Source organism: Arthrobacter roseus (assembly GCF_016907875.1).
Taxonomy (GTDB): Bacteria; Actinomycetota; Actinomycetes; order Actinomycetales; family Micrococcaceae; genus Arthrobacter_J; species Arthrobacter_J roseus.
Window position 1 is genome coordinate 1,760,530 of the sequence record NZ_JAFBCU010000001.1, and the last position, 26,407, is coordinate 1,786,936.

General features: G+C 59.7%; 28 protein-coding genes. 15 read left to right on the plus strand and 13 right to left on the minus strand.

From position 1 onward, the window contains the following. Positions 1–19 precede the first annotated feature (19 nt). The 5 genes from JOE65_RS08600 (at position 20) to JOE65_RS08620 (ending at position 2,852) form a co-directional block, all read left to right on the plus strand. Positions 20–349, plus strand: coding sequence for a metal-sulfur cluster assembly factor (locus tag JOE65_RS08600; RefSeq protein WP_205162803.1), 330 nt, complete (start codon positions 20–22; stop codon positions 347–349). A gap of 92 nt (positions 350–441) precedes the next feature. Then, positions 442–609 carry a hypothetical protein gene (locus JOE65_RS08605; protein ID WP_205162804.1) on the plus strand — a complete coding sequence of 56 codons (168 nt, stop codon included), beginning with the start codon at positions 442–444 and terminating at the stop codon, positions 607–609. Further along, positions 606–890, plus strand: coding sequence for a hypothetical protein (locus tag JOE65_RS08610; RefSeq protein ID WP_205162805.1), 285 nt, complete (start codon positions 606–608; stop codon positions 888–890). Before JOE65_RS08605 ends, JOE65_RS08610 begins: the two co-directional genes overlap by 4 nt. A 33-nt stretch (positions 891–923) precedes the next feature. After that, on the plus strand, positions 924–1,802 hold the full coding sequence (locus JOE65_RS08615; protein WP_205164104.1) for an AMP-binding protein: 879 nt from the start codon (positions 924–926) through the stop codon (positions 1,800–1,802). Between the two features lie 27 nt (positions 1,803–1,829). Beyond that, complete coding sequence (locus JOE65_RS08620; RefSeq protein WP_338021591.1) at positions 1,830–2,852, plus strand: thiolase family protein; 1,023 nt, start codon at positions 1,830–1,832, stop codon at positions 2,850–2,852. A 156-nt stretch (positions 2,853–3,008) separates the two neighbouring features. On the opposite strand, the gene JOE65_RS08625 is transcribed toward JOE65_RS08620, so the two are convergent. From JOE65_RS08625 to JOE65_RS08635, 3 genes are read right to left on the minus strand one after another with little or no spacing between them, the layout of a single operon-like run. Next, positions 3,009–3,605 (minus strand): energy-coupling factor transporter transmembrane component T family protein, encoded by a 597-nt coding sequence (locus JOE65_RS08625; RefSeq protein WP_239536662.1) that lies wholly within the window; start codon positions 3,603–3,605, stop codon positions 3,009–3,011. A gap of 20 nt (positions 3,606–3,625) precedes the next feature. Next, positions 3,626–4,360 carry an energy-coupling factor ABC transporter ATP-binding protein gene (locus JOE65_RS08630; protein WP_205162807.1) on the minus strand — a complete coding sequence of 245 codons (735 nt, stop codon included), beginning with the start codon at positions 4,358–4,360 and terminating at the stop codon, positions 3,626–3,628. Beyond that, positions 4,361–5,005, minus strand: coding sequence for a biotin transporter BioY (locus JOE65_RS08635; RefSeq protein WP_205162808.1), 645 nt, complete (start codon positions 5,003–5,005; stop codon positions 4,361–4,363). A 127-nt stretch (positions 5,006–5,132) separates the two neighbouring features. Between JOE65_RS08635 and JOE65_RS08640 the strand changes: the two genes are divergently transcribed. After that, on the plus strand, positions 5,133–6,731 hold the full coding sequence (locus JOE65_RS08640) for an ATP-binding cassette domain-containing protein (RefSeq protein WP_205162809.1): 1,599 nt from the start codon (positions 5,133–5,135) through the stop codon (positions 6,729–6,731). Between the two features lie 34 nt (positions 6,732–6,765). Here the strand turns inward: JOE65_RS08640 and JOE65_RS08645 are convergent, their stop codons facing one another. Genes JOE65_RS08645 through JOE65_RS08655 form a run of 3 tightly spaced genes read right to left on the minus strand, consistent with a single transcriptional unit; the run spans position 6,766 to position 8,290 of the window. Further along, on the minus strand, positions 6,766–7,635 hold the full coding sequence (locus JOE65_RS08645) for an SURF1 family cytochrome oxidase biogenesis protein (RefSeq protein ID WP_338021592.1): 870 nt from the start codon (positions 7,633–7,635) through the stop codon (positions 6,766–6,768). Then, complete coding sequence (locus JOE65_RS08650) at positions 7,632–7,883, minus strand: hypothetical protein (protein WP_205162810.1); 252 nt, start codon at positions 7,881–7,883, stop codon at positions 7,632–7,634. Before JOE65_RS08650 ends, JOE65_RS08645 begins: the two co-directional genes overlap by 4 nt. Further along, a complete protein-coding gene (locus JOE65_RS08655; protein ID WP_205162811.1) occupies positions 7,871–8,290 on the minus strand; it encodes a DUF3099 domain-containing protein in 420 nt (139 codons plus the stop codon). Before JOE65_RS08655 ends, JOE65_RS08650 begins: the two co-directional genes overlap by 13 nt. A gap of 108 nt (positions 8,291–8,398) precedes the next feature. Between JOE65_RS08655 and JOE65_RS08660 the strand changes: the two genes are divergently transcribed. Together JOE65_RS08660 and JOE65_RS08665 are read left to right on the plus strand one after the other, a co-directional pair. Then, the gene (locus JOE65_RS08660; RefSeq protein ID WP_205162812.1) at positions 8,399–9,124 is read left to right on the plus strand and encodes a 3-oxoacyl-ACP reductase FabG; all 726 of its coding nucleotides are present in this window, start codon (positions 8,399–8,401) and stop codon (positions 9,122–9,124) included. A gap of 30 nt (positions 9,125–9,154) precedes the next feature. Further along, positions 9,155–9,898 (plus strand): SDR family oxidoreductase, encoded by a 744-nt coding sequence (locus tag JOE65_RS08665; RefSeq protein WP_205162813.1) that lies wholly within the window; start codon positions 9,155–9,157, stop codon positions 9,896–9,898. A gap of 18 nt (positions 9,899–9,916) precedes the next feature. Here JOE65_RS08665 and serB read toward each other — a convergent pair whose 3' ends face one another. Next, a complete protein-coding gene (gene serB / locus JOE65_RS08670; RefSeq protein ID WP_239536663.1) occupies positions 9,917–10,831 on the minus strand; it encodes a phosphoserine phosphatase SerB in 915 nt (304 codons plus the stop codon). A gap of 104 nt (positions 10,832–10,935) precedes the next feature. Between serB and JOE65_RS08675 the strand changes: the two genes are divergently transcribed. The 6 genes from JOE65_RS08675 to JOE65_RS08700 all read left to right on the plus strand — a co-directional run bounded on the left by JOE65_RS08675 (position 10,936) and on the right by JOE65_RS08700 (position 15,840). Beyond that, complete coding sequence (locus JOE65_RS08675) at positions 10,936–11,718, plus strand: ABC transporter ATP-binding protein (RefSeq protein WP_205162814.1); 783 nt, start codon at positions 10,936–10,938, stop codon at positions 11,716–11,718. A 9-nt stretch (positions 11,719–11,727) separates the two neighbouring features. Further along, positions 11,728–12,501, plus strand: coding sequence for a sulfite exporter TauE/SafE family protein (locus JOE65_RS08680; protein ID WP_205162815.1), 774 nt, complete (start codon positions 11,728–11,730; stop codon positions 12,499–12,501). After that, entirely contained in the window at positions 12,498–13,310 is an 813-nt protein-coding gene (locus tag JOE65_RS08685; RefSeq protein WP_205162816.1) for a TrmH family RNA methyltransferase, read from the plus strand. The genes JOE65_RS08680 and JOE65_RS08685 overlap by 4 nt, the downstream gene beginning before the upstream one ends. Positions 13,311–13,820: 510 nt before the next feature. Beyond that, the gene (locus JOE65_RS08690) at positions 13,821–14,114 is read left to right on the plus strand and encodes a hypothetical protein (RefSeq protein ID WP_205162817.1); all 294 of its coding nucleotides are present in this window, start codon (positions 13,821–13,823) and stop codon (positions 14,112–14,114) included. 283 nt (positions 14,115–14,397) lie between these two features. Next, positions 14,398–14,652, plus strand: a complete 255-nt coding sequence (locus JOE65_RS08695) for a type B 50S ribosomal protein L31 (protein WP_205162818.1) — start codon at positions 14,398–14,400, stop codon at positions 14,650–14,652. 117 nt (positions 14,653–14,769) lie between these two features. Further along, positions 14,770–15,840 carry a lipoate-protein ligase LplAB gene (locus tag JOE65_RS08700; RefSeq protein WP_205162819.1) on the plus strand — a complete coding sequence of 357 codons (1,071 nt, stop codon included), beginning with the start codon at positions 14,770–14,772 and terminating at the stop codon, positions 15,838–15,840. Here the strand turns inward: JOE65_RS08700 and pepN are convergent. From pepN to glgC, 4 genes are read right to left on the minus strand one after another with little or no spacing between them, the layout of a single operon-like run. Next, the gene (gene pepN / locus JOE65_RS08705; protein ID WP_205162820.1) at positions 15,824–18,460 is read right to left on the minus strand and encodes an aminopeptidase N; all 2,637 of its coding nucleotides are present in this window, start codon (positions 18,458–18,460) and stop codon (positions 15,824–15,826) included. The two genes, JOE65_RS08700 and pepN, sit on opposite strands and share 17 nt — an antisense overlap. Before the next feature lie 44 nt (positions 18,461–18,504). After that, positions 18,505–19,515: a YeiH family protein gene (locus tag JOE65_RS08710; RefSeq protein ID WP_205162821.1), complete on the minus strand. Its 1,011-nt coding sequence runs from the start codon at positions 19,513–19,515 to the stop codon at positions 18,505–18,507. Continuing rightward, positions 19,509–20,960, minus strand: a complete 1,452-nt coding sequence (locus JOE65_RS08715) for an SDR family oxidoreductase (RefSeq protein WP_205162822.1) — start codon at positions 20,958–20,960, stop codon at positions 19,509–19,511. Before JOE65_RS08715 ends, JOE65_RS08710 begins: the two co-directional genes overlap by 7 nt. Before the next feature lie 28 nt (positions 20,961–20,988). Continuing rightward, complete coding sequence (gene glgC / locus JOE65_RS08720; protein WP_205162823.1) at positions 20,989–22,227, minus strand: glucose-1-phosphate adenylyltransferase; 1,239 nt, start codon at positions 22,225–22,227, stop codon at positions 20,989–20,991. Positions 22,228–22,321: 94 nt separating this feature from the next. Between glgC and glgA the strand changes: the two genes are divergently transcribed. Then, a complete protein-coding gene (gene glgA, locus JOE65_RS08725; RefSeq protein ID WP_205162824.1) occupies positions 22,322–23,515 on the plus strand; it encodes a glycogen synthase in 1,194 nt (397 codons plus the stop codon). Between the two features lie 21 nt (positions 23,516–23,536). On the opposite strand, the gene JOE65_RS08730 is transcribed toward glgA, so the two are convergent. Beyond that, positions 23,537–25,636: an acyl-CoA dehydrogenase family protein gene (locus JOE65_RS08730; RefSeq protein WP_205162825.1), complete on the minus strand. Its 2,100-nt coding sequence runs from the start codon at positions 25,634–25,636 to the stop codon at positions 23,537–23,539. A 65-nt stretch (positions 25,637–25,701) separates the two neighbouring features. Further along, a complete protein-coding gene (locus JOE65_RS08735) occupies positions 25,702–26,385 on the minus strand; it encodes a TetR/AcrR family transcriptional regulator (protein WP_338021593.1) in 684 nt (227 codons plus the stop codon). Positions 26,386–26,407 lie beyond the last annotated feature (22 nt).

Below are 26,407 nucleotides of genomic sequence, written 5' to 3' on the forward strand. Positions count from 1 at the left end.
GCTGCTGAAGGAGAACCTGATGAGCGAAATAAACATTGCGCAGACGTCCGTGGAGGACGTTGAAGAGGCGCTGAAAGACGTTATTGACCCGGAACTGGGCGTCAACATTGTTGACTTGGGGTTGCTCTACGGTCTGCGTTACGCAGACGACGGAGCGCTCCTGATCGACATGACTTTGACCACGGCTGCCTGCCCCCTCACTGAAGTTATCGAGGAGCAAATTGGTCAGGCGATGGATGGGGTAGTTGACGACTGGCGGCTCAGCTGGGTCTGGATGCCGCCGTGGGGACCGGAGAAAATAACCGAGGACGGTCGCGATCAAATGCGGGCACTCGGCTTTAATATCTAGACTGATTGATGTTTCATGTGTGAAAGCGGATTGCCAACCTTGGCAGTCCGCTTTCACGTTGTCTCGGTTTGTTATGGAAGGACGAGCAAACCATGCCCATAGTCGACCGGGTGGCTGCGGTGGCCGCCGAAGATCCTGACAGACCGGCCGTGGTGACCGAAGAACGGATCCTCACCTATGGTCAGCTGGCTGAGCACTCGGCACTGCTGGATCTAGGTGTGAAGGGCAGCGGACCGGATGGCAGACACTGGTGGCTATGAGCATTTCCGACCCGGTGGATTTTGCCATTACTTTCACAGCCGCGGTCAGCTCGGGAAGATGCGCGGCAGCTCTGGACCCGGAGTGGCCCTCGTTGCGTAGAGAAGAGGCACTGGGGAGGCTCAAGGCCGACGTCGTTCTTCTGTCCCTGAAGGATTCAGAACGCCAGAGGGGTTCTCAGGATCTGGAGGACGGGTTGGCCTCGAAGGTGTTCTATCTGGGGTTCACCTCTGGATCATCATCGGAACCGAAGATCTTTATGCGCGACCGCGGATCTTGGTAACTATCGCTTGAACGTAGTACGCGCTACTTTGGGCTGACGCCAGGGAAGCGGACGCTGGCGTGTGGCTCCTTGGCCTCAAGTCTGTCCCTCTATGCGCTGGCGGAATGTCTGTACACGGGCGCTACTTTCCATTGGCTGGACGTCGAGGACGCAGCCAGAGCGTCGACGTTCATTGACTCGGCCCGTATCGAACACTTGACTTCAACCCCGTCCCTGCTCGATATCATGGCCAGAAGGGCCGCCTGGGGCTGGGAATCTATAGAGACTGTCGTGTGCGGAGGAGCAGGCGTGGCGCCTGAACAACGACAGCGGATTCTTGTCGCTGCTCCGGCATGCACGTTGTTCGAGTATTATGGTGCCTCCGAGTTGAGTCTCGTGACCGTCAAGAAAACAGCTCCTGGAGGGTCCCTTGAAGAGGATTCGGTGGGGACCGCATTCCCCGGTGTGGACGTTCAAATCCGCTCGAGCGCTGACGGGCCGGACACAGTCTGGGTGAAGACCGATACTGTCTGCCGCGGATACTTTGACGGTGAAGTGCCATTGATGCACGACAACGGTTGGTTCACTGTGGGCTATCAAGGCACCCTGGACCAGCTAGGGAGGTTGCGCTTGCGGGGCCGTTCCTCGGGCATGATCCTCTCGGCGGGGCTGAATGTGTATCCCGAAGAGGTCGAAACCGCTTTGTCTGCCGTTGGGCTCCCGGGATCTTGTGTAGTGGGACGACCCCATGCCGTGCGCGGAGCACAGTTGGTCGCTGTCCTGCCCGCTGATGTAGCCCTCGGGCGAAGCCGACACGATCTGATGGACCAGTTGAGGTTGAAGCTGGTTCCTGGCGCCGTTCCTGACTGCTATATGGTCATGAGCAGGCTTCCGCTTCTCCTGGGGGCAAACTGGACCGCAGCGGCGTCCTGAATGCCGTGATGGGAGAGGGAGAAACACTTGAATTCCTTCCGTGACTCCTCGACGCCAGTCATCGTCGCCGTCAAGCGAACGCCGTTCGGGTTGGTCAATGGCTGGTACAAGTCGCTTCCTGCGGAGGAGCTTCTCAGCCTCGTTCTCAAAGCTGTGTGTGATATCCCTGAAACCGAGCCAATCGACGTCGTGATTGGCAACGCTGCAGTCGGCGGTGGAAACATTGCCAGACTTGGACTCCTGATGGCGGGTTACCCCAACAGCACTCCCGGACTCAGTATCGATCGTCAGTGTTCATCCGGTCTCGACGCAATACTACTGGCGGCCACAATGATAGCCGGGGGAGGCGATGGCGTTTACGTCGCAGGGGGAGTAGAAAGCTGCAGCACGCGACCGCTCCGTGCGCGCAGGCCATCCACTGAGGACGGCAAACCTGACTTCTACGACCGTCCCCAGTTCGCGCCGCCTGAGTCCGGGGATCCAGACCTTGGTGTTGCCGCAGAGAACGTCGCGCAGCAGTTTGGGATAACTCGGCATCGCCAGGATGAATTTGCTCTGGAAAGTCATCGCCGGGCTTTGGCACTACGAAACAGTTCCCTCAAGCGTGAGGATCTGGTCGCCGTTGGCGATTCCATGGACCTCGATGACCAGGGGCCACGGCGTGGGCTGAGACCGCTCACCATGTCTCGATTTGATCCTGTCTTCGCGGCGGATGGGACGGTGACGGCTGGTAATTCATGTCGAGACGCAGATGGTGCGGCGGTAGCGGTATTGATGAGCGCTCAACGGGCAGAGAGACTCGGGTTCACCTTCTGGCTTGAGTTCGACGGCGCGGTGACGACAGGGGTGGACGCGGCGGTGGCGGGAATCGCCGGCGGAGTAGCCGCGCGAACGCTGGGCACACAGCTGGACTTTGAGCCCCATGACTGCGCCGTCATCGAATTCAACGAGGCATTCGCCGCACAGGTACTAGCGTCGGCTGACATCATGGGCATTCCATCGGCCCGGTTGAACCGCGACGGAGGGGCTCTGGCCATAGGGCATCCCTAAGGTGCATCGGGGGCGGCGCTGGTCGGCAATCTGTTCCGTCAGCTCGCTGACGATGCCGTTGACGATGCCAGGGGCCTAGCCGCTGTCAGCGCTGCTGGAGGACTCGGCACCGCGGCCGTCTTCCGTGCCCGCCTCCGTTAGGCGGCAAAACGGTCCTCACCCGTCGCCTATCCCGCGGGCGGCCAAGGCGTTGCCAGTCTGTCGCGCGTAAGCAACAGTGGTGATCACAACCGGTAGTACACGCGCCCGCGGGTTCCGCTCTAGCCCGCGTGCCATGGCCGCGTTGCGAACGTTCTCGAATGCGCCGACGATGAACGGAATGCTGCGGAGCATGATCGATATCGTGAGAGCGAACTTTTCCGGGTTGGCACCGAACCGCTGAAAGGGGCTAGCAGCCTTGACTACACCGTCAAGAAGAACCTGAATCTCGGTGGTGGACGTGAGGATATTAGCCGCGTAAACACAGACGAGAATGCCAGCTACGAGCGACCATGCTACGTCCAAACCGTTGACCCAGGTCTGATAGCTGATGATGATGACCAGGAAGAACCACATGATGCGAATGGATGACCATAAGCGTTTCACCGGGAGCCCAGCCACAAGATGCACAGCCAATGTAGCGACCAAGAGCACAGAACGAGCAATGGGCCCCTGAAGGAGCAGCGTCAGGACGCCGACGGCGAGCAGCAGCGTTGCTTTGATCCACAGGGGCGTCTTGTGTACGGGTGAGGAGCCGGGAACGTAATTCCCCATCAGATGAGAATGTGCGCGCACTAGTTGCCCCACTTTATTGGCTCGGCCCAATGCTGATTATCGGCACAGAGGGAACGGTAGAAACTGACTGCCGCGGCCGGTTCGCCGTCGAAGATCACTGCGCCGTCGTGGACAACCAGCACCCGGTCAAAGCACGCCGCGAGATCTAGGTCGTGGGTTGCCATGACGAGTTGTTGCCCAAGACCCAGCAGAGTACTCCGCAGGAGCTGTGTGTTCCGCAGGTCCAGCAGGGTGCTTGGTTCATCCAGGACAATAATATCCGGGTTGACGGCGAGCACTGAAGCTAGTGCGACCAACTGCCGTTCTCCGCCGGAGAGGTCATAGACGCTGTTGTCGGCTAGATGCGCCAAGCCGTAGGTATCGAGGACTTCCATGGCGGCTAGCCTGCGTGCGTGTGCTTTTGGGTGATGCTTCCGCAGCGACAACTCCACATCTTCCAGTGGTGTCGGCATGACCAGCTGAGAGATGGGGTCCGTGAAGACGAACCCCACCCGACTGCGGATCCTGCGCCCGTGCTGCCTAGTGTCCAGGCCATGGACCATAACCGAACCAGAGGTGGGCAGCAACAGACCGTTGATAAGGCGCAGTAGGGTTGATTTCCCAGATCCATTGGCGCCGATGACAGCGGTCCGACGCGCATCGAGCTCGAGATCCGTCGTGTGAAGAATGGTGTGAACACCCCGGCCCGGTGTGTCCAATTCCACCGACGCGGCGTTGAAAACTATCCCCGCCATCTACTTGCGTCTCCGGAGCAGAATGTCAGGAAAGGCACGGTGGATGCTGATAGCAATAACGACGGCGATGATGCATTTGATCACATCGCCCGGAACGAAGATTAGATCCGCGAGGACTGCCGCCTCCAGAGAGAGCCGCCCGTTGATCATCATGCCGATTATGCCACTGACGTGGCTCACCACCAGGCCTACCAGGGCGCATCCCATGAACCAGAGGCCGTCGGCCCGGCCTGTTTTTCGTACTACGATCTGCGCAAGCCAGCCCACAACCGCCGCGAAGACGGCGAATGCGAGGATGTACCCGGCGGAGCCTCCTGCCAATACCCCAACCCCTGCCCGGAAGCCGCTGAATATGGGTAGCCCCACTAGTCCGAGGAGCACATAGAGACCGGTTGCTGCTGCTGCACGGCCACCTCCGAGTACCAGTCCGCTGAGCGTTATGACCAGCGTTTGCAAAGTGATTGGTACTCCCAGTGCAACGCCTGCAGGAATAGGTGGCACAATGATAGAGGCCGTAATAAGGGCAGCGAACACTCCAATGAGAGCCAGATCTGTGGCGTTCCAGCCGGAAGATGTGCTTGCCGGATGTTGAATGATGGGCCTCTTGGCAGCGGGGCGGGTTTCAGCTTCGGGCGTCTTTGGCATTGATGTCTCCAGTGGGTTATCTACAAGTTGGAAGTCGCTAAGTGAGACAGTAGTGGCCATAAATTAATCATCTTTTGTAGGATTCCTACTAAATTGCAAAACTTACGGATCGGAAGGGCTTCTTCGCGTGATCAATGTTTCGGAACTTGAACTCCGTGCCGGCGCCAGACTCCTTATGGGCGGTGTGTCATTTCGGGTGGACAAGGGCGACAAGATCGGACTGGTAGGTCGAAACGGCGCTGGGAAAACCACGCTGACACGGGTACTGGCGGGGGAGTCGCTACCTGCCGGCGGCCACGTTACCCGTAACGGGGAAATCGGCTACTTGCCGCAGGATCCCCGAACCCCAAACATGGACCAGCTAGCCAGAGACCGGATTCTCTCGGCCCGCAACCTTGACGTCATCGTCGGCAAACTCAAGACGGCTCAGGACGACATGGCAAGCGAAGACACCATGATCCGCGACAAAGCCATGTCCCGGTACGATAGGTTAGAGGCGGAATTCATCGCCGGGGGTGGGTATGCTGCTGAAGCAGAAGCGGCCGCCATTTCATCCAACCTCGCCCTGCCCGAACGAATTCTCGACCAGTCGCTGAAGACGCTCTCGGGCGGTCAGCGACGTCGTGTCGAACTGGCTCGAATTCTTTATTCTGGGGCGGACACCATGCTTCTGGACGAGCCCACCAACCACCTGGATGCTGATTCCATCACCTGGCTGCGCGACTTCCTGAAGAATCATCACGGCGGGCTCATCGTCATAAGCCACGACGTCGATCTGATCGAGGCCACCGTCAACAAGGTTTTTTACCTCGACGCGAACAGAGCCACCATCGACATTTACAATATGGGATGGAAGCGATACCAGCTTCAGCGTGAGACGGATGAGCGTGCACGCCGTCGTGAACGAGCCAACGCTGAAAAGAAGGCCGGCGTCCTGATGGACCAGGCCAACAAGATGAAGGCCAAAGCGACCAAGGCTGTTGCTGCACAGAACATGGCCCGTCGTGCCGAACGACTTCTTGCGGGTCTGGACGAAGTACGCGCTCAGGACCGTGTGGCGGCACTGAGGTTCCCAGAGCCTTCATCCTGTGGCCGAACCCCTATGACCGCTGAGGGGCTCAGCAAGTCCTATGGATCGCTGGAGATCTTCACCGACGTGGATCTCGCCATCGACCGCGGGTCCCGCGTAGTTATCCTCGGACTGAACGGCGCTGGGAAAACCACACTTCTGCGAATGCTGGCAGGAGTGGATTCACCCGACACAGGAAAAGTGATCCCTGGCCACGGGCTCAAAGTGGGTTACTACGCTCAGGAACACGAAACACTAGATACTGGCCGTACGGTCTTAGAGAACATGCGTTCTTCCGCCCCGGATATGCAAGACGCCGAAGTGCGCGGCATCTTGGGATCGTTCCTCTTTTCCGGTGACGACGTGAACAAGCCTGCCGGGGTTCTCTCCGGTGGCGAAAAAACACGTCTGGCGCTGGCCACCATCGTGGCTTCTTCAGCCAACGTCCTATTGCTGGACGAACCCACCAACAACCTCGACCCAGCCAGCCGCGCTGAAATTCTGGGAGCTTTACAGAACTACAGCGGGGCAGTGGTTATGGTCAGTCACGACGAAGGTGCTGTCGAGGCACTGAATCCGGAGCGTGTTGTCCTACTGCCCGATGGCGTGGAGGACCTCTGGAACGAGGACTACCTCGATCTGGTGACACTGGCCTGATCCGGTCGATCCCGGGTGGATGGAAGCGAGTGGGCTATTGGTAGCCCTGCGCATCGAGTAGAGCGTCTTCTTCCTCTTCCGCCGTGGGACGTGACGATTTCCGCGACGGTTTTGGGGCCGTGTGTTTCCACGCCTGATGCATGCCGTCTTGGTCCTGCCCAAGTTCTTTTGCGGCCGCGTTGGATAGCGCCTGTTGACGTGCCGCGTACCCCAGACCGACGAAGCCCAACAGCCCGAAGGCGAACCATTGCAGAGAATAGGAGAGGTGCGGCCCAGTGTCTATATCGGGTTTCGGCAGCGCGCGCGGAGCCGTTGCAGAGGAGGGATCCTCGCTTCCGAGAAGCCCGTAGCTGCCCGTGAATATCGGATAGTTGAGTTGCTGCTGATACGCGTTTAGGTTGATCGAAGCCAGTTGGCCTTGTGGTGCTCCCGCCCGCACATCCGGTTCGGCCGGCTTGATCCTTGCGATGACGGAGACCTCGCCCTGCGGCGGAGGCGGCACAGTATCGGGATGGCCGGCGTTGTTGTTTCCGATGGGCAACCAACCGCGGTTGATGATGACCGTTGCTCCGCTCTCCAGATGCAGCGGAACGAGAACCTCATACCCTGGTCGGCCGCTGAATGGCCGGTTGCGCACGACACGGGTATCCTCCGTCGCGTAAGTTCCTTCCATGGAGACGGGTGTCCATTCCGTGGACGGTTTGAAGTCTTCAAACACTCCGCCGACGTCGGCGAACGGAACAGGTGTCTGGCTGTAGTTTGCGGCGACTCTGTCGACCGTCGCCACAGCTAGATCCCGACGGTCCATCTGCCACGAGCCAAGGGCAGAGCACGCAGCCGCAAAGGCTACGGTCAGTACGAGCCATCCAATCCAGCGGCCGGAGAAGAGGAATCCATACCTCACGTGTCGCTGTCCTTTCCGTGCATCGGGACGGTCTCTTTCCAGAGCCCCCGGGAATTGAGGTAGTCCTCCAACCAGTTGCGGTGCCCGCCGCAGGCGAGCCAGATCTTGCGCCGGTCCGGCGTGTGTATTTTCGGGTTATTCCAGAGAAGTTGCCAGGCTGCCTTGTCGCCGCAGGCCTTCCGTGAACAAATCGGTTCTGCTGGTGTGTCCTGCCCCGAGCGGGTTGCCAGTTGGTTCAGGAGGTCCATGGTTTCGTGCTCTCCTCGTCTGGGACGATTTCACCGGGGAGTGTTGTGGACCCGGCGTAGGGTTCGTGGGCAGTCGTCCGGTCACCGGCGTCGTCGTCGGGGTGATGAGGGCGGCCACCGAGCTCACGTTGGGGTGGCCTGTCCAGTAAGAACGTGCTTGGCGGTATACGCTCGCTGTCCGATCCGACGTTAGCAAGCACCACCGCAAAATATGGCAAGAGGACCGCCCCAGCGATGAAGACCCACTGCAGCCAACCGGTGACGACGAACACCAACAGGATGCACACGATGCGTATGCCCATGGACACGGAATACTTGATCATACGCCTGCGCATGTCGACGTCATGGGGTTCTTGCACATTGGTGATCGCCGGAAGGTCATTGCCATTATCGCGGTAGCTGCTCATCACACTCCAAAGGGACCTTCTAATTCTCTCACCAAGGACGTCGTTGTTAAAGTCGGCACACGCCTCGGTAGGATCAAGGCCGTATTCGAACCCGATTTTGGAGAGACAGTGAACACAGAAGACGATCAAGGCGGACGAAGCATCCTTGTGACAGGTGGAAATCGCGGAATCGGTCTGGCGATCGCGCGTGCCTTTGAGGCAAATGGCGACAAGGTCGCCATCACGTACCGTAGTGGTGAGGTGCCGTCCGGGCTGATGGGTGTTCGGGCTGATGTCACGGATTCTGCGTCGGTGGACGCCGCCTTCTCAGAGGTGGAAGCTGCGCACGGGCCCGTAGAAGTGGTAGTTGCCAATGCTGGCATAACCCGCGATACCCTGCTCCTGCGGATGAGTGAAAGTGACTTCTCCGACGTCGTCGATACTAACCTCACCGGCGCTTTCCGAGTTGTTCAACGGGCGTCGAAAGGCATGATCCGCCTCCGTCGTGGCCGAGTGATTTTTATCTCCTCTGTATCCGGGCTCTACGGTGCGCCGGGTCAGATCAACTACGCTGCGTCCAAAGCGGGACTGGTGGGGATGGCGCGTTCGCTGACCCGAGAACTGGGCTCCCGAAACATCACCGCCAACGTCGTAGCGCCAGGATTCGTCAAAACAGACATGACAACTGCGTTGCCCGAGGCCACTCAGGCCAAATACCTAGATTCTATTCCCGCCCGTCGGTTCGCCGAACCGGAGGAAGTCGCAGCAGTTGTCCGCTGGTTGGCCGGAGATGAGGCCGGCTATATCTCCGGTGCCGTCATCCCGGTCGATGGCGGACTTGGCATGGGACACTGACCACTTATTTAGTACCTGAAGGGAGACTCCATGGGACAGCTTGAAGGAAAGACTGCGATCGTCACGGGATCATCGCGTGGGATCGGTGCCGATGTGGCACACCTGCTAGCGGCCGAAGGCGCCGCAGTCGTCATCAATTATCGTCAGAAGGCGCCACGAGCCAACAAAGTGGTTTCGACCATCGAAGCTGCCGGCGGTCGTGCGGTGGCCGTCGGTGCGGATCTGACCGACGCGACCGGTGCGGAGGCTTTGGTGAGTGCAGCTAAGGAGGCTTTCGGCGGTCTCGATGTGCTGGTGCTGAACGCCTCGGGGGGGATGGAAGCGGCCATGGGAGAGGGCTACGCACTCCGTCTCAACCGTGACGCGCAGGTGGACTTGCTGAAGACTGCCGCAGAGGTGATGCCCGCGGGTTCACGGGTTGTCTTTGTCACCAGTCATCAAGCCCACTTCATCAATACTGTTGAAACGATGCCGGAGTATGAAGCTGTCGCTCGCAGCAAGCGCGCAGGCGAAGACGCGCTTCGTGAGCTTGTCCCTGAGCTCGAACAGAAGGGGATTTCGCTCGTGGTCGTCTCCGGAGACATGATTGAAGGCACTGTGACGGCAACTCTGCTTGATCGGGCAAACCCGGGCGCTATCGAGGCCCGCCGTGCTGAAGCCGGCCGGTTGTACTCAGTGCAGGAGTTTGCGGCTGAAATCGTGGCCACGGTGAGCGCTGATGTACCCAGCGGACACACTGAATATGTGGGCGGGGCGGGGACTTTCCTGCAATAGACGCGAAGTCCGGACCTGTTAGAGCTCGACGAAGTGCCGCACGATATCCAGCTGCGGGACGTCGATGGTGCATGTGGCTGCAGCCCGGACCACTGGCTTGGCGTTGAAAGCAACGCCAAGCCCGGCGGCGGCCAGCATATCGAGGTCATTTGCCCCGTCGCCGATGGCGATGGTGTGCTCCATAGCGACTCCTATTTCTGCGGCCCAAGACCGCAGGAGTCGCTCCTTGACGGCACGGTCCACCACAATGCCCTCCACGGTGCCAGTCAGCTTTCCCCCAGAGACGCCCAGCACGTTGGCACGGGAATAGGTCAGTCGGAGCCGTTTGACCAGCGGCTCCAGTATCTGGGTGAAGCCTCCGGAGACGACGGCGACAGCGTGCCCGGCGGTGAGAAATGCGTTTATGAGCACTTCAGCCCCGTCGCTGAGCTCAATATGCTTGGCTACGGTTTCGAATACGGACTCAGGCAGACCTGCTAGTGCGGCGACTCGCTGGTGCAGACTCTGCCTGAAGTCCAGTTCGCCACGCATGGCGGCGTCCGTGATCGCTGCCACTTCGGCTTCCCGACCCGCATACACGGCCAGGAGCTCGATGACTTCCTGCTTGATCAGCGTTGAGTCCACGTCCATGACCAATAGTTTGCGAGTGTGCTCCAACAGTGCCGGTGGAACGACCGCGGCTCCGACCTGGGGTGCGGCCACAGTCCTCGCCGCGAGGGCAGTATTGACTGCCCTGCGTATGTCGAACAGGTTCGGCTGCGCTGCGCGGAAAAGCATTCGCTCGGTTACGTACGCATCCCCGCCGCCGCTGGTTGTCTGCATGAGGCTGGCACCGAGTTTTTCCACGGTGCATTGGATGGACGACAAGTGGTTGGCTTCGATCTGCGGTCCGTAGCAGATCACCGCGAAGTCGGCTGCGGCCGGATTGTTCATAAAGGCTCCATCGTGTATCGAGTGGCAGGGTGCATGGCGTTGGTCGCGGCTTCGGCATTCGACGAATCGCCAACCAGTCCTTTTTTAGCCTAGTGTCTAGTGCTATGAATGATGTTCTTGAGTTTGCCGGGGTCAGTGTGGTCCGTGGCCGAAAGACGCTGCTCAACAGCGTCGACTGGAAGATCAGCGAGGGCGAGCGCTGGGTCGTCATGGGGCCCAACGGAGCGGGAAAAACCACGCTCCTCCAGTTGGCCGCCGGACGGCTCCATCCCACGAGCGGTGTCGCGGGAATTCTCGGCGAGGTACTCGGCGCCGTCGATGTCTTTGAACTGCGCCCCAGGATTGGACTTGCTTCTGCTGCACTGGCTGCCCAGATCCCTGCTGGAGAGACCGTGCTCGACGCCGTGGTGACTGCTTCCTACGGTGTCACCGGAAGGTGGCGTGAGCACTATGAGAAGCTCGATGAACGTCGGGCTTTTGCGCTGTTGGATCACTGGGGCGTGTCCACGCTCATGAATAGGACGTTTGGCTCGCTCAGTGAGGGCGAACGCAAGCGCGTACAGATTGCGCGGGCGCTCATGACTGACCCGGAGTTGCTCATGCTGGACGAACCAGCAGCGGGGCTGGATCTCGCTGGACGGGAGTATTTGGTGAAACGACTCTCCGAGCTGGCGCGGGACGAGGAATCTCCGGCCATGGTGCTGGTAACGCATCATCTGGAAGAGGTCCCCCCAGGTTTCACTCACGCACTGCTGCTCAATGACGGTGCGGTTGTCGCCAGCGGCCCCGTCGATGAAGTGCTTACCGAAGAGAACCTGTCTGCTGCTTTCGGACTACCGCTCTTGGTCAACCACACCGATGGCCGCTACAGCGCAATCGCCCGCTAGGACCGTTTCATGGAAATGCTCCACGCTGCCCTGATACTTCTGGGGGGTCTATGGGCCGGAACGATCAATACGATTGTGGGCTCCGGGACTCTGGTGACCTTCCCCATCCTGGTTGCGCTTGGTTACGCACCGGTCACCGCAACCATCAGCAATGCCATGGGCCTCATCGCCGGGAACGTCTCCGGTGCCTGGGGCTACCGTCGAGAGCTGCAGGGACTGCGTCGGACGCTCATGACGCTGCTTCCAGCATCCTTGGTCGGCGGTGTCACTGGCGCAGCTCTTCTGCTGAATCTGCCGGAAGAAGTTTTTGGTAACGTGGCGCCGTTCCTGATCGTTCTGGCCTTGAGTTTCGTCATTTTCCAGCCCAAGCTGCAGCAGTGGGTCCGCCGACGAGCTACGGCTTCAGCAGCTCATGAAGCCCACCCGGCTCTGCTGCTGGTTCTTGTGTACCTCGCAGGAGTTTACGGCGGTTACTTTGTTGCAGCCCAAGGGATATTGCTGGTGGGAATTCTCGGAGTGTTCCTTCAGGGAACCATGCAGCAGGCGAACGCCATCAAGAACATCCTTGTTCTGGCGGTAAACGTCATTGCGTCGATTTCCTACATGCTGTTCGCCTTCGACCGTATCGAGTGGGTGGTGGTTGCGCTGATCGCCGTCAGCTCCTTGATCGGTGGCGTGGTGGGAGCGGCCGTGGGACGGCGGTTGAAACCCGTGGTGCTACGCAGTGCAATCGTGGTGCTGGGCTGCCTGGCCCTGTGGGTCATGGTTGCGCCAAGACTATGAGCATAGTAAATATTGACGGGCCCGAAGACCCGCGGGTGTCTGATTACAGGTCATTGACGGACACTCGTTTGCGACAGTTGCGGGAGCCATCTGAAGGGCTGTACATCGCGGAAAGCTCAACGGTGCTGCGCCGTGCCCTGGAAGCCGGGCACCTCCCGAGGTCATTCTTTATGACCGGTAAATGGGTCAAGGACCTCGCGGACATCATCGAGGCACATCCGGATGTTCCCACGTTTATCGGCGACGACGCGACGCTTGAGTCCATCACCGGATTCCATCTGCACCGAGGTGCGCTGGCGGCAATGCACCGTCCAGCACCTCGCAGCCTGGAGAGCTTGCTTGACGGCGCACGCCGGGTGGTCATTCTTGAGGACATTGTTGACCATACGAACATCGGTATGGTTTTCCGGTCGGCGGCGGCGCTGCAGGCCGATGCTGTATTGATCAGTCCTGAGTGTGCTGACCCCCTTTACCGGCGAGCAGTCCGGGTTAGTATGGGCGCCGTGTTCCAAGTCCCGTGGGCACGATTGACGTCGTGGCCGGACCAACTCCAGAAATTGAAAGCGCACGGGTTTCTGACAGTCGCCCTTACCCTGACGCCCGACGCGCTGGACATTGACGCATTCGGTGCCCGGGACATTTCCCGGCTGGCACTCATCCTCGGCACTGAAGGGCCGGGGCTGAAAGCAGAAAGCGTTTCGGCAGCGGATGTGGCCGTGCGCATCCCCATGCACAACGGGGTCGACTCTTTGAATGTTGCGACCGCGGGCGCGCTAGCACTGTGGGAATGTCGGCCCGCTCAGGCCTGAGCAATCTGGGTGCGTCGGGTTATCTCTGCACCGTCGCAGTGGCACAATCATGGGGTGGGGTACAACCAGCCTTCTGGTGGACGCGGCCCGGCCGTGAGGGCTGGACTGGTAGTTGTCTGTGCGGCCATGTTAGGTCTGTCCATGACTGGTTGCGGGCCATTGGAGAGTCAGTTGGAGGAGCGCGCTTCGGCCAGCGCTTCTGCGGTGCAGACTCACCGTCCTGCCGTGGTGATGGGTACACCAAACGCGGACCCATCGATGGCACGGTCCGAGACGAAGGTGTCTTCAACCTAGGCTCCCTCACCGAGCTTCACGCTGACCGCCGTTCAGGCGGATATGAGCGTGGAGGTACAGCAGGCATGCGGGCCCTTGCTCAGCAGAACTGGTAGCCCTGTTCCACCAGAGGTCGTGGGGGAGTGCATTGCACAATCCATGCAGTCCGGAGGGTCCTACACTGCGGAGATTGAGACGAGTGGTACGAGTTTACCCGGAGGCGAACACCACGCTCAGGTGCGCACGGGAGCTACTTTTGCAGCGCGGGTGACCAGCGAGGCGGGTACGGATCTGTACATTGGCAACGATGGCGGGCGGCTGTCCGGACGAAACGGAACGGTCGACGTCGACCCCGAGGGCGGTCCTGACGAGACGTCCGCAGCGATCGTTGTGCAAGCTGCGGAACACCTCCTGAACCCGACGACCCTGAAGTTGCTCTTGGCGGGGGCAAAGTCTTTAAACGTAAATTACGCACCGGAGACCGCTGATACAGAAGGCGCTGTTGTGCGCCTGACAGGCTTTGGTATCTAAGCCATTCAGGGCGTCGACACGGTATCCGTTGACTTGGTTCTCGACCCCCTCTGCCGGCCGATCCGCCTTGATATCATCGGCACAGCACAGTCCATCCCGGCTTCGACGTCCGTCATCTACTCTGGGTGGGGCGATGAACTTCCAGGATTGACATCGATCCCGTAGATCGAATTGCTCATTGGGTCCTCGGGTGCGATATAGTGAGGAGCTGGTCAAACTGACCTCAAGCAATTTTTCGCCATTTGTGTCTGGCAAAATCCAGACGATTACAGAAGGTATTACCGTGCAGACTGATATTCACCCGAAATACCAGCCCGTCGTTTTCAACGACCTGGCTTCTGACGTCAAGTTCTTGACGCGCTCCACTGTTTCCTCGGACAAGACCATCGAATGGGAAGATGGCAACACCTACCCCATCATCGATGTGGAAATCTCCTCCGAATCGCACCCGTTCTACACGGGCAAGCAGCGCATCATGGACTCGGCTGGACGTGTCGAGCGCTTCAACCAGCGTTTCAAGGGCTTCGGCAAGAAGTAGTAACGCGTGTCGGCTGCATAGTGAGTCGCAAAAATCATGGCGAATGGTCCGTCCGGGAACACCGGGCGGACCATTCGTGTTTAAGGGTGAAGACAACGGAAGACAAGGTGGGACCCAATGGTTGAAGACCGCATACCAGGCCACGGCGAATACAAGGTACCCGGTGGCAAGCTCGTCGTGGCCGACCTCGCTGTCCGGAACGGATGGCTCGCAGACGTTTCCATCAGCGGTGATTTTTTTCTGCAGCCGGACGAGGCACTGGCGAGCATCAACAGTGCACTTGAGGGGCTGCCCGATGAGTCGAGTCACAGTGCTATGGCAGGTGCCGTTCGCTCTGGCCTCGACGCCGATGTTGTCATGTTCGGTTTTTCGCCCGAAGCGGTTGCCACTGCGGTTCGCCGGGCGCTGGCCAGAGCCACGACGTGGACAGACCACGAATGGGAAATCATTCCCCCGACTCCGCTTTCCACCCATATGCACGTTGCTCTTGATGAGGTACTGGCAGAAGCAGTTGGCAACGGCTCACGTAAGCCCACCCTGCGGTTCTGGGAATGGGAATCACCGTCCGTCGTAATCGGCGGGTTTCAGTCGCTGCAGAACGAAGTGGATCCAGAGGGTGCTCAAAGGCATTCAGTCACTGTTGTCCGGCGCGTCACAGGGGGTGGGGCAATGTTCATGGAGCACGGTAATGCGATCACGTACTCCCTCTACCTGCCGCAGAGCCTGGTGGACGGGCTGAGTTTCGAGGACTCTTATCCGTTCCTCGATGCCTGGGTCATGGAAGCGCTGGAGGCGTTGGGCATCAAGGCTTGGTACCAGCCACTCAATGACATCGCCACGGACCAGGGAAAGATCGGCGGAGCAGCCCAGAAGCGCTTCGGTAACGGCGGGATGCTTCATCACGTCACCATGTCCTACGACATCAACGCGGACAAGATGACCGATGTGCTGCGGATCGGCAAGGAAAAGCTATCCGGCAAGGGGATATCCAGCGCCAAGAAGCGTGTGGATCCCCTTCGGCGCCAAACCGGGCTGAGCCGGGAAACGATCCTGGACACCATGGTGTCCACATTCGCTTCCCGGTACGGCGCGAAAGTTACCGGCATCAGCCCGGAAGAGCTTGCCGAAGCCGAATCCCGGATTGAGACCAAGTTCGGCACGCTGGCGTGGCTCAACCGCGTGCCATAGCTCCTGCCTCAATGGCGGCATGCTGGGCACGCAGACTGCGCAGCAGCTGGTCCCGCTGTTCCAGAATGATCCGGCGCAGGGCACGAGGAGCATCCGCATTCGTTGAAAGCCACGTATCCGTCCGGATAATGACGGGGTGCTTGGCGGGGTTCTCTCCGGCCATCGCATTCTGTACGCCGGGGTAGAGGCCGCGGACTACACGGCTGGCAAGTTCGATGCTCATGGCCGACCACGCCTGCTCCAAGCAGGCGAAGTAATCATCAAGGAACGGATCCAGTAGTTCGTGGGACCCTTCCATGAAGCCCTCGATAGTGGCACTGAGGTGCTCGTTGGAGAGTGAACTTCCTTGGACTGCCTCTGCCCAGGCACGTTCCTTGACGTCAGGACGAGGACGAGCCGCTGATGCCAAACAGTAGCCTGTTTTGCCTGATGCGGTGTTGTCGCTCCGCAGCTCATCTTCCAGTTGTTCCTGGCTGGCATTTCCTGTGGCAGCCAGTGCCTGGAGGATCAGCCAGCGCAGTTCCGCGTCTATTGTGAGCCCATCGACGCTGCGGCTGCCATCCAGTAGGCCAGCCAAGAGTTCATTGTGCCGGTCGCTGCGGCGTCCAAGCCTTGCCGCGGATCGTGCCCAGGCGAGCTGGAGGTCACTTCCCGCAAGGGAGCCTTGTAGCTGCGCCACTGTGCTGTCATAGAGTTCCTCCGTCAAGGACTCACGGTCGGCCTCAGGAACGAACTGCGACAATGCTGTCCTGGTGTTGGTCAGCAGTACCTGCAGAACCCCGACTCCGGATTCAGCCGGAGCAATGCGAAGCACGGCACGGATATAATCGGCGGCAGATAGAATGCCGTCGCGAACGCTGTTCCACAACGCTGAGAGGCAGACGGCGCGAGCCAGGGGATCCGGGATGCGCTCAAGTGATTCCAGTAGCGTCTTCAAGCTCTCTGGGTCGAACCGGATCTTGGCGTAGGTCAGATCATCGTCGTTGACCAGAAGGAGCGCGGCCGTGGGTTGTCCCGTCAGGACATCGACAACCGTCTTATGCCCGGTCACATCCAGCTCATGCGAGGCACGCCGAGCGAGGATGCCGTCGGTGCCGAGGTCATAGAGTCCCACACGCAAACGGTGTGGCCGCGGTGAATCCTGGCCTGTTATGGGGTCAACGGACTCCTGAATGATGGTGACTTCTTGGTAAAGGCCGTCGTCGTCCGTTTCCACTTCCGCGCCGAGAACCGGCACCCCGGCTGTTTGCAGCCATTGTCTGGACCAATCGCTCATATCCCGTCCGGAGGCCTTGCTCAGCGCTGCGAGCAGGTCTGAGAGGGAAGTATTACCATACTCGTGATCCCGGAAATATTGACGCGCAGCGTCCTTGAACGCATCGAAGCCCACGTAGGCAACCAACTGCTTCAAAACAGAGGCTCCCTTGGCATACGTGATGCCATCGAAGTTCTGTTTTGCTGCCTCCAGGTCCGGGATGTCAGCAACTATTGGGTGCGTGGTGGGTAGCTGGTCCTGGACGTAGGCCCATGCCTTGCGCTGGTTGGCGAACGTTACCCAAGAGGTATCCCAGTCGGTTGCCTCAGCCACCGCGAGAGTTCCCATGAAGTCGGCGAAGGACTCTTTGAGCCACAGATCATCCCACCAGAACATCGTGACGAGATCGCCGAACCACATGTGGGCCATCTCGTGCATCGTGGTGTTGGCACGTGCCTCGTACTGGGCAGTTGTAGCCCTTGAACGGTAAATGTAGGCTTCCGTGAACGTGACGAGGCCGGGGTTCTCCATGGCGCCGAGGTTATATTCGGGAACGAAAGCCTGATCGTATTTGCCAAATGGATAGGGGTAATCGAAAACGTCGTGAAAATAATCCAGTCCACGACGGGTGACGTCGAAAATGGCGTCGGCATCAAAATGTTCGGCGAGCGAAGCGCGGCAGTATGCACCCAACGGAACCTCAAGGGTCTCGCCGTCGTCGAAGGTCCGGCTCCAGTGCGAAGACGCGAAATGGTATGGACCGGCGAGGATCGTGGTGATGTAAGTCGAAATGCGTTGTGTCGGAGCGAAATCCCACCGCGCGAAACCTGACGCGGACTCAAGGCCGGTGCGTGCAACCTCGGCCCCGTTGGTACCAACCTTCCATTCCACTGGAGCGGTCACATGGAAAGTGAACGAAGCTTTAAGGTCCGGCTGCTCAAAATTGGCGAACACCCGGCGCGAATCCGCCGGTTCATACTGTGTGTATAGGTAGGTCTGTCCATCGGCAGGATCCACAAAACGGTGCATTCCCTCACCACTGCGGCTGTAAAGCGCGGTGCCGATAACGGTGACCTGATTCTCTCGCTCCAAACCCGGTAGATGTATACGGGCGCCATCCACCACGTCAGCAACGGCGAGTTGCGCTCCGTTGAGGCTGACACTGTGTACCCCGCCGGAGATGAAATCGAGGAACGTGGATGCTCCGGGCTCGCTGCAGCTGAAATCGATGATGCTCTGGGAGGTGAACCCGGGGACATCCGTAGTGGCGGCATCGCGAAGATCCACCGATACATCATAGGAGTCGACCCGGATAATTGCTGAACGTTGTGCCGCCTCGCTGCGGCTGAGATTCTCATTAGTCACCAAGCCATTCAACCATGTGTCTGCCGGCGGCTAACCCGCCGTGGCTAGCCTGAGATGAGGAAGGCGACGCCGAGTCCACCGGCTCCGATGAGGGCCCATGAAAGCATCGCTGCGGCGAATGCCCGTCCAGATGTCAGCAGCTGCCGAATGTGTATGCCGGCGCCCAAGGCAAAGAGTGCGGCGGCCAGAAAGATGTCCTGAGCCACGCCGGCAGTCTCTGTAATTCCGGCCGGCAAATCAACGAAAGTACGTACCAATACCAGAGCGATGAATCCAAGGATGAATAGGGGCACCAGCGGCGGCCGGGCAGTCTCTTCGCCGGGTCTCTGGGGAGACCGCCGCTGCTGAATGCCAGCCAGCGCTGTAATAGGAGCCAGAGTCAGCACTCGCGCCAGTTTGATCACGACGGCGGCTGTCAGGGCTGCGGTTCCGGCTGTCTGCGCGGTGGCGACTACCTGACCAACGTCATGGACCGAGGCCCCCACCCAGTACCCGAAAACGGTGGCCGGGAGGTTGGCGAGCGCTCCCAGGAACGGTAAGAGTGCGATGGCTAGCGTTCCGCACAGCGTCACCAGCGCAATCGGAACGACTGTGTCCTGCTCACGGCTATTGCGCACCGCGGCCATAGCCCCGATGGCAGAGGCCCCGCAAATGGAAAATCCTGTGCTGATCAGGATCGGCTGATCACCGGGCAGCCTGAGAGCACGGCAGATCGCGTACGTCCCGCCGAAAGATGCTGCAACGAGGACGACTATTGCCAGCACAGAAACCCAGCCCAGCCCGGCGATGTCCATGAGACTGACTTTGAGGCCCAGGAGCACGATTCCGGCGCGCATGAACTTTTTGGCTGCGACGCCCAACCCTAGTTTAAGGACACCAGAGACCGCATTCGAGGCTCTTGGGATGTTTGCGCAGAGGATTCCCAGCACGACGGCGGCCGTCATGGCGGGCACGGAGGGCACCAGCCAATGAATCCCGAACGCCACCGCGACTGCCACACCGGCAGCGGCAATACCTGGCAACACGGAAAGCCGGAATCGGGATCCACTCACCATGGAGACGGCTTGTAGTCTTTGAGGAAGCAACCGAACAGGTCATTGCCTCTCTCGCCCTCGACCACCGGATCGTAGACGCGCGCGGCACCGTCGACCAGATCCAAGGGCGCATGGAACCCTTCCTCGGCCAAGCGCGACTTGGTCTCGTGAGGACGCTCGTCAGTGATCCATCCTGTATCGACGGCGGTCATCAGGATGCCGTCGGACTCGAGCATTTCACCTGCGCTCGTGCGCGTCATCATATTCAGCGCAGCCTTGGCCATGTTGGTGTGAGGGTGTCCCGGGCCCTTGTAGGCGCGTGAGAACTGACCCTCCATGGCAGAAACATTGACAATGTATTTGCGGTGGAACCGCGACTTCGCCATGGCGGGCCGGAGCCGGCTGACGAGCAGGAATGGTGCCGTCACATTGCATAACTGAACTTCGAGCATTTCGAGCGGATCGACCTGTTCTACCACCTGGGTCCAACTGTTGAGGTGTCCCGTGTCCGGTACCAGCCCGCCGGCGTCGACGGCGGTGCCAGCGGCCATGCGTTCCGGCGTTGCCGAACCCGTGGAGAGTGCAAGTGAGGTGATTGCGTCGGCGGCAAGCACCGGATGTTCTCCTACCGATGTGGCGATCGCCAACGGGTGTCGATCATGGGCGCGGCCGAACGTCACCAGTTCCGGCCCGCCATTACCAGGTGCCAGTGCGTCATCGAGAGGAGTATCTTCGGCCTCGGCCAACGGCCGGTAGGCGCCGGCGGATCGTCTCACAGTCTGGGCAGCGTTGTTGATAATGATGTCCAGGGGACCTGCTGCCTTGATCGAATCAGTCAGGGCCATCACCTGAGATGGGTCGCGCAGGTCAATACCGACGATACGCAGGCGCGAGAGCCACTCGCCGCTGTCCTCCATCGACGCAAAACGACGCGCGGCATCCTTCGGGAACCGGGTAGTGATCGTGGTGTGAGCGCCGTCCCGCAGGAGCCTCAGCGCAATATACATGCCGATCTTGGCCCGGCCACCGGTGAGCAGAGCCCGCCGGCCCGTCAAATCAGTGGTGGCATTGCGCTTGGTGTGGCTCATAGCCGCGCAGTCAGGGCACAGCTGATGGTAAAACGAGTCCACCCGCGTGTAGTGCTGCTTACAGATGTAGCACGGGCGTGACCGGAGCAACGTACCTGCAGTATCTCCCGTGGCTGCGGGAGATAGCTTGTTGCCCAAGGTTTCGTCGTCTATACGATCAGGAGCCGCCGTCGCGGTTAAAGCAATCACACTTCGGTCGTGCGCGGAGATCTCGTGGCGTTTCTCCGACCGCCGATACTTCTTCACCGACTTGAACATCTTCGATGTGGCTTGGCGCACCGTCACGAAGTCCGGGTGATCCTCGTCTAACCGGTGGATCTCCGACAATACGCGTAGACAGGTTTCAAGGTCCTCAGGGGACGGTTTCTGTTCAGTCATGGCGGTTAAGACCTTACCTTGCCATGGCCTACCCGAAGAGTTGCCCCTTGCGCAAGATGGTGAGCCCTGAATCGGTCACAGTAAAACCACGGGCACGATCCGCCTCCAGATCGACGCCGACTCGCTCGCCGTCTGGGATGTGGACGTTCTTGTCGATGATGCTCCGGCGGATCGTGGCTCCTGCACCAACGGTGACGTCGTCCATGAGTACTGAACCGGTCACCTCGGCGTTTTCGCGGATCTGTACGTCTGTCGCCAGGACGGATCCTATGACCGCACCTCCTGAGATCAGCGAACCGTTAGCCACGATCGAGTCGTGGGCGTAGCCAGCTTTTCCCTGACCGCCTCGAACGAACTTTGCTGGGGGAGAGACACTCTGCCTGGTGTAGATGGGCCATTCGAGGTTGTAGAGATTAAAGGCAGGCAGGGGCGAAATCAGGTCCATGTGCGCGTCGTAGTAGGAATCAAGTGTTCCTACATCGCGCCAGTATTGGTGGTCATCATCGGTCGAGCCGGGAATGGCGTTATTTGTGAAGTCATAGACGGCTGCCTCGCCCCGATCCACAAACCAGGGCACGATGTCCGCGCCCATGTCGTGTTTCGAGTCCAGCCGCTCGGCATCTTGCCGTAAAGCGTGGACCAGCGCATCAGCTGTGAAGACGTAGTTGCCCATGGACGCAAGAAACGATGCCGGAGCTTCCAGCAGCCCTGGGGTCGACGCAGGTTTCTCGACAAATCGGGATATTCTTGACCTCTCAGCTGGGTCAACCTCGATGACGCCGAATTGGTCTGCCAACGCCAGCGGTTGTCGGACGGCGGCAACGCTTGCTGCCGCGCCGGTGGCGATGTGCTTTTCGACCATCTGCTGAAAGTCCATGCGATAGACGTGGTCCGCGCCAATCACGACGACGATGTCGGGGCGGGCGTCGTAGATCAGGTTCAGCGACTGGTAGATGGCATCGGCGCTGCCCTGGTACCAGCTCTTTCCCATCCGCTGCTGGGCCGGAACCGAGGCGACGTAGTTCTGCAATTGCGTGGACATCCGCCAGGTCTCCGAAACATGCCGGTCCAGGCTGTGGGACTTGTACTGGGTGAGGACCACTATCTGCAGATAGCCCGAATTCACGAGGTTCGACAGCGCAAAATCAACCAGTCGGTAGCTGCCAGCGAACGGTACGGCAGGCTTGGCCCGATCCGCGGTCAGCGGCATGAGCCGTTTGCCCTCACCGCCAGCCAGGACGACGGCTAGAACTTTCTTCGCTGTCATGGTGTCCCTCCTGAACATCTATTGCGACGGCTCCCCGGGGGAGCCCGTGCCTTCACACTAGATGACAGGTGCGATTCTGCACTACGTTGGGGTTGTGCGAATAGATATCGTGTCCAAAGAATTTCCGCCAGAGATCTACGGCGGAGCCGGTGTTCACGTTGCCGAACTCAGCCGGGTCCTGGCCTCCAGCGTTGACTTGCGCGTCCACTGCTTCGGTAGCGTTCGTCCTACCGATTTCCACGGCGCCCAGGTGCTGACCTATGAGGCCCCTGCTGGCTTGGAGACTGCCAACGCGGCGGTACGCACTATGGGAACGGACCTGAGAATGCTCGAGTCCATCGGCGGTGCTGACGTCGTGCATTCGCATACCTGGTACGCAAACCATGCAGGTCATCTGGCGTCACTGCTCCACGGGATCCCACACGTGGTCAGCGCACACAGCCTTGAGCCGTTGAGACCATGGAAGGCCGAACAACTGGGTGGAGGATATGCACTCTCCTCGTGGATCGAGCGCTCAGCTTACAACTCGGCGGCCGCAGTCATAGCGGTATCGGCTGGAATGCGAGCAGATATTCTCCGCTGCTATCCGGAGATCGATCCTGGCACAATTCAGGTGGTGCACAATGGCGTGGACGTCGAACAGTGGAAGCCCGCTACGGATCTGAGGGCGCTGCCCGGGTTGGGCATCGATCCGGACCGGCTCTCTGTTGTTTTTGTGGGCCGCAATACGCGACAGAAGGGTGTCCCGTATCTGCTGCGTGCGGCCGCGTCGCTGCCGCCGGAAGTTCAGCTGGTGCTCTGTCTGGGGGCGGCGGACACGCCAGCGCTAGCGGCTGAGACGGGCCACTTGATCGAGGAGCTGCAGCGGAGCAGGACGGGCGTTGTGGTGATCGAGAAGATGCTGCCGCGCCATGAACTGATTCAGGTGCTCAGTCAGGGAACGGTTTTCGCTTGTCCCTCGGTTTATGAACCTCTGGGAATCGTGAATCTTGAAGCAATGGCTTGCGGCACGGCAGTTGTCGCCAGTGCCACGGGAGGGATTCCCGAGGTCGTGGTCGATGGCGTCACCGGCTCGTTGGTGTCACTGGACCAGGCGGAGGACGGGACTGGCACCCCCGTCAACCCAGAGCAATTTGTGATCGACTTTGCGTCAGCACTGAACCAGGCCCTTGCTGATCCGAACAAGGCTGCTGCTCAGGGGCGGGCCGGTAGAGTCCGGGCGGAGGAAAGTTTCTCCTGGGCTTCAATCGCTGAAGCCACCCTGAACGTCTACCGGTCCGTCACCTAGATCTGGTTCTTGACCTCAGCGTCAGGCCTTTGAGCCAGCAGCTCTTTTCTTACGGGCGATGATGACTTTCTCATCCACCGGTGCGTCACCGTGCGCACGCAATCGCCGATAGTAGTTCATCGCCTCATCCTGGCGCTCCCGCTCAACGCCGGTTGCAATCGTGGCCCGAAGATGCTCAGGGCCGTAACCGAACGCTTCAACCAGATCGAGGGCGTGGGGGCGTAGATGCGTCAGCAACCGGTTGATGTAATCGCTGAGAGTCCGGGCGCGCTGCGTAGATAGACGCCCGTTCATCAGATACCACGCGAGGTGCTCCTCGATCAGTGTCAGACCGAAGAGGTCCCGAAGACGGGTCAGTACCTCTCGCGTTCCGCGATCGGTGATTTTGTGCAGCGCCGTTGTGAAAGCTTCCCACTGCAGCAGTTCAGCATGCGCCGTCGCCGCCTTGATGAGGTCGTTCTGGTTCTGGTTGAAGATTTCCGCCGCCTTGTCCTTGGGAAGGTTGCGTGCCTCCTTCAGCTCGCCGGCGATGTCCGCCACCATGGCTTCAACCCTGTTGGTGAGCAGCTGGCGTTGGGTGTTTTCATCTCGAAGGGCAATAGCGGATTTCTTCTCAGATCCGCTATCTACAACGGTCTGCATGACCCGACGCAGGCCTGTACGGTGCATCGTCAAGTCAGCTGCCTGCCCCACGGCGTACCGGGCAAACACCCCGAAACCCGCGCCTCGGAATTCCTTGGCGTAATCGGCTAGTAGGCGCTTGGCCACGAGCTGCAGCAGCACGTTGTTGTCACCTTCGAAGGTGGTGTAGACGTCGAGGTCTGCGTGCAAGGACGTGAACCGGTTCTCTGTCATGTACCCGGCGCCTCCGCAGGCCTCGCGGCATTCCTGCAGGGTATCCAGCGCATGCCACGTACTCATGGATTTGAAGGCAGCCGCCAGCGTTTCCAGATCCTGCCGGTCTTCATCGGTGTCGTGCTCTCCGGAGAAGACGTCATGGAATTTTTCCAGTAGTTCCTCGTGGGCAAACGATGCGGCGTACGTGGTGGCGAGTTTGGGCAAAAGACGTCGCTGGTGACGCTGGTAGTCCAGCAATACCTCTTCTGTGGTGTCCGACGTCGCATTGAACTGTCTGCGCTGTGTGGCGTAGCGGATGGCCGTAGTCAGTGCCATCTTACTCGCGGCCACGGCGGCGCCGTCGAGCGATACACGGCCCTGAACGAGCGTTCCGAGCATCGTGAAAAAGCGGCGCCCCGGGCTTTCAATGGACGACGTGTACGTACCGTCAAGGCTAACGTCGCCATACCGGTTCAAGAGATTGGTCCGTGGAATGCGCACTTTCGTGAAATGTAGCTGGCCGTTGTCGATACCCCGTAGGCCGCCCTTCAGGCCGTCATCAGCTCCTCCTACTCCTTCTAGGAAGGTGCCGGTGGCATCTCGCAGGTCAACGTAGAAAGCGTGCACACCGTGATCGACACCCAGCGTTATCAGGTGAGCGAAGACGACGGCGGCGCGCCCGTCACGAGCGGCATTGCCGATGTATTCCTTCCACGCCGCTTTGAAAGGGGTATTGATAACAAATTCTTGGGCATCAGGATCGTACGTGGCCGTTGTGCCGATGCTCGCCACATCCGAACCGTGGCCGATCTCCGTCATGGCAAAGCAACCCGGAATATCCAGACTCATGATGCCCGGAAGCCACTTCTCGTGGTGTTCTTCAGTACCAAGATGCAGGACTGCGGAACCGAATAGACCCCACTGGACGCCCGCCTTGATCTGAAGTGATGGGTCAGCGACCACGAGCTCCTCGTACCCTGCGACGTTGCCGCCATGATCGTTGTTACCGCCGAAGGCGGGTGGGAATGCACGATGCACGGCTTTGTGGTCCACCAAGTACTTGAGTTGCTCGAAGGTACGCTCCCTGTGCTCGTCTATAGAGAGCCCCTCGATCTTGTGGACCTCGGGACGCCCGGCGAGTTTGCGGGCCTCGCGGCGTACCGATGCCCACTTTCCCAGCAGCGTCTCGCCCAAGAGCGCGACGTCTATCGTGGCGGTGTCATCGTCGTGAATGTTGCTGGTGGCGGGAACCTTGAGTTCCTTCCGGTCTGAAACCTGAGTCATTTCTTGAGTCCTTACTCATGAGGGAGGGGAGTGGGTGGGAATTGAAAGTGTTCCTGACAACGCGCTCAGGGGGAGAGACCATCGAAGAGCCAAGCCGTGAGTTGTTCCGTCACCTGCGCCTGGCTCGGTTTCCTGTCGCCGGTGGGCATAGTGATCCAACTCTCACCCGCGGCCCGGACCATTCCGATGGCGGCTAGCGGCCATAATGGCGCGGCTTCGGCCAGAGCTGGTGGGGTTTCCTGCACGTCAAGATACGTGCGCATGCTTTCCTCCATCATTGCGGTGATCTGTTGGAAGAAGTGCGCAAGTTCAGCCGATGAGCCGGGGTCTCCGGGCTCCGTAAGTGCATCCGCTGTCCCCGTGCGCGTCACAAAGATATAGACATTCGGTGATGTGTGTGCCATCTGCAGGTAGGCGGAGACCATAGCGCGCAGGCTCTCCCTCGGTGAACGCGAAGTGCGTGCCGCTTCGAACAATTTGTCGCGCATCTGCCCTATGACAACTTCACCGACTGCCTGCTGAAGCCCGGCCTTATCACCGAAGTAGCGGTAAAAGACTGATTTGGACGTTCCTGCCGCAGCTGCAATTTCCTCCATCGGCGCGCTATAGCCAAGGGTGTGAACAGCCTTGCGCGCGGCCCTGATGAGGACGTGTCGACGCTGTGTCCTGTGCGTTTGCCACCGCGAGGAGCGGCCGTCTTCAGGGGTGAGGCTACGTGTCGTCGAGGCTGCAGGAGAAGTGCTATTCACGATACCCAGCGTATCAGGTACG

Bases quoted from the DNA above. Each gene is read 5' to 3' on its own strand.
- JOE65_RS08600 (WP_205162803.1), top strand. From the start codon at position 20: ATGAGCGAAATAAACATTGCGCAGACGTCCGTGGAGGACGTTGAAGAG.
- JOE65_RS08625 (WP_239536662.1), bottom strand. From the start codon at position 3,605: ATGGGGAATTACGTTCCCGGCTCCTCACCCGTACACAAGACGCCCCTG.
- JOE65_RS08675 (WP_205162814.1), top strand. From the start codon at position 10,936: ATGAATGATGTTCTTGAGTTTGCCGGGGTCAGTGTGGTCCGTGGCCGA.
- glgC (WP_205162823.1), bottom strand. From the start codon at position 22,227: ATGACAGCGAAGAAAGTTCTAGCCGTCGTCCTGGCTGGCGGTGAGGGC.
- JOE65_RS08680 (WP_205162815.1), top strand. From the start codon at position 11,728: ATGGAAATGCTCCACGCTGCCCTGATACTTCTGGGGGGTCTATGGGCC.
- JOE65_RS08630 (WP_205162807.1), bottom strand. From the start codon at position 4,360: ATGGCGGGGATAGTTTTCAACGCCGCGTCGGTGGAATTGGACACACCG.
- JOE65_RS08605 (WP_205162804.1), top strand. From the start codon at position 442: ATGCCCATAGTCGACCGGGTGGCTGCGGTGGCCGCCGAAGATCCTGAC.
- JOE65_RS08650 (WP_205162810.1), bottom strand. From the start codon at position 7,883: ATGGACCTCCTGAACCAACTGGCAACCCGCTCGGGGCAGGACACACCA.
- JOE65_RS08730 (WP_205162825.1), bottom strand. From the start codon at position 25,636: ATGACTCAGGTTTCAGACCGGAAGGAACTCAAGGTTCCCGCCACCAGC.
- serB (WP_239536663.1), bottom strand. From the start codon at position 10,831: ATGAACAATCCGGCCGCAGCCGACTTCGCGGTGATCTGCTACGGACCG.
- JOE65_RS08700 (WP_205162819.1), top strand. From the start codon at position 14,770: ATGGTTGAAGACCGCATACCAGGCCACGGCGAATACAAGGTACCCGGT.
- JOE65_RS08610 (WP_205162805.1), top strand. From the start codon at position 606: ATGAGCATTTCCGACCCGGTGGATTTTGCCATTACTTTCACAGCCGCG.
- JOE65_RS08685 (WP_205162816.1), top strand. From the start codon at position 12,498: ATGAGCATAGTAAATATTGACGGGCCCGAAGACCCGCGGGTGTCTGAT.
- JOE65_RS08655 (WP_205162811.1), bottom strand. From the start codon at position 8,290: ATGAGCAGCTACCGCGATAATGGCAATGACCTTCCGGCGATCACCAAT.
- JOE65_RS08715 (WP_205162822.1), bottom strand. From the start codon at position 20,960: ATGACTGAACAGAAACCGTCCCCTGAGGACCTTGAAACCTGTCTACGC.
- JOE65_RS08635 (WP_205162808.1), bottom strand. From the start codon at position 5,005: ATGCCAAAGACGCCCGAAGCTGAAACCCGCCCCGCTGCCAAGAGGCCC.
- JOE65_RS08710 (WP_205162821.1), bottom strand. From the start codon at position 19,515: ATGGTGAGTGGATCCCGATTCCGGCTTTCCGTGTTGCCAGGTATTGCC.
- JOE65_RS08665 (WP_205162813.1), top strand. From the start codon at position 9,155: ATGGGACAGCTTGAAGGAAAGACTGCGATCGTCACGGGATCATCGCGT.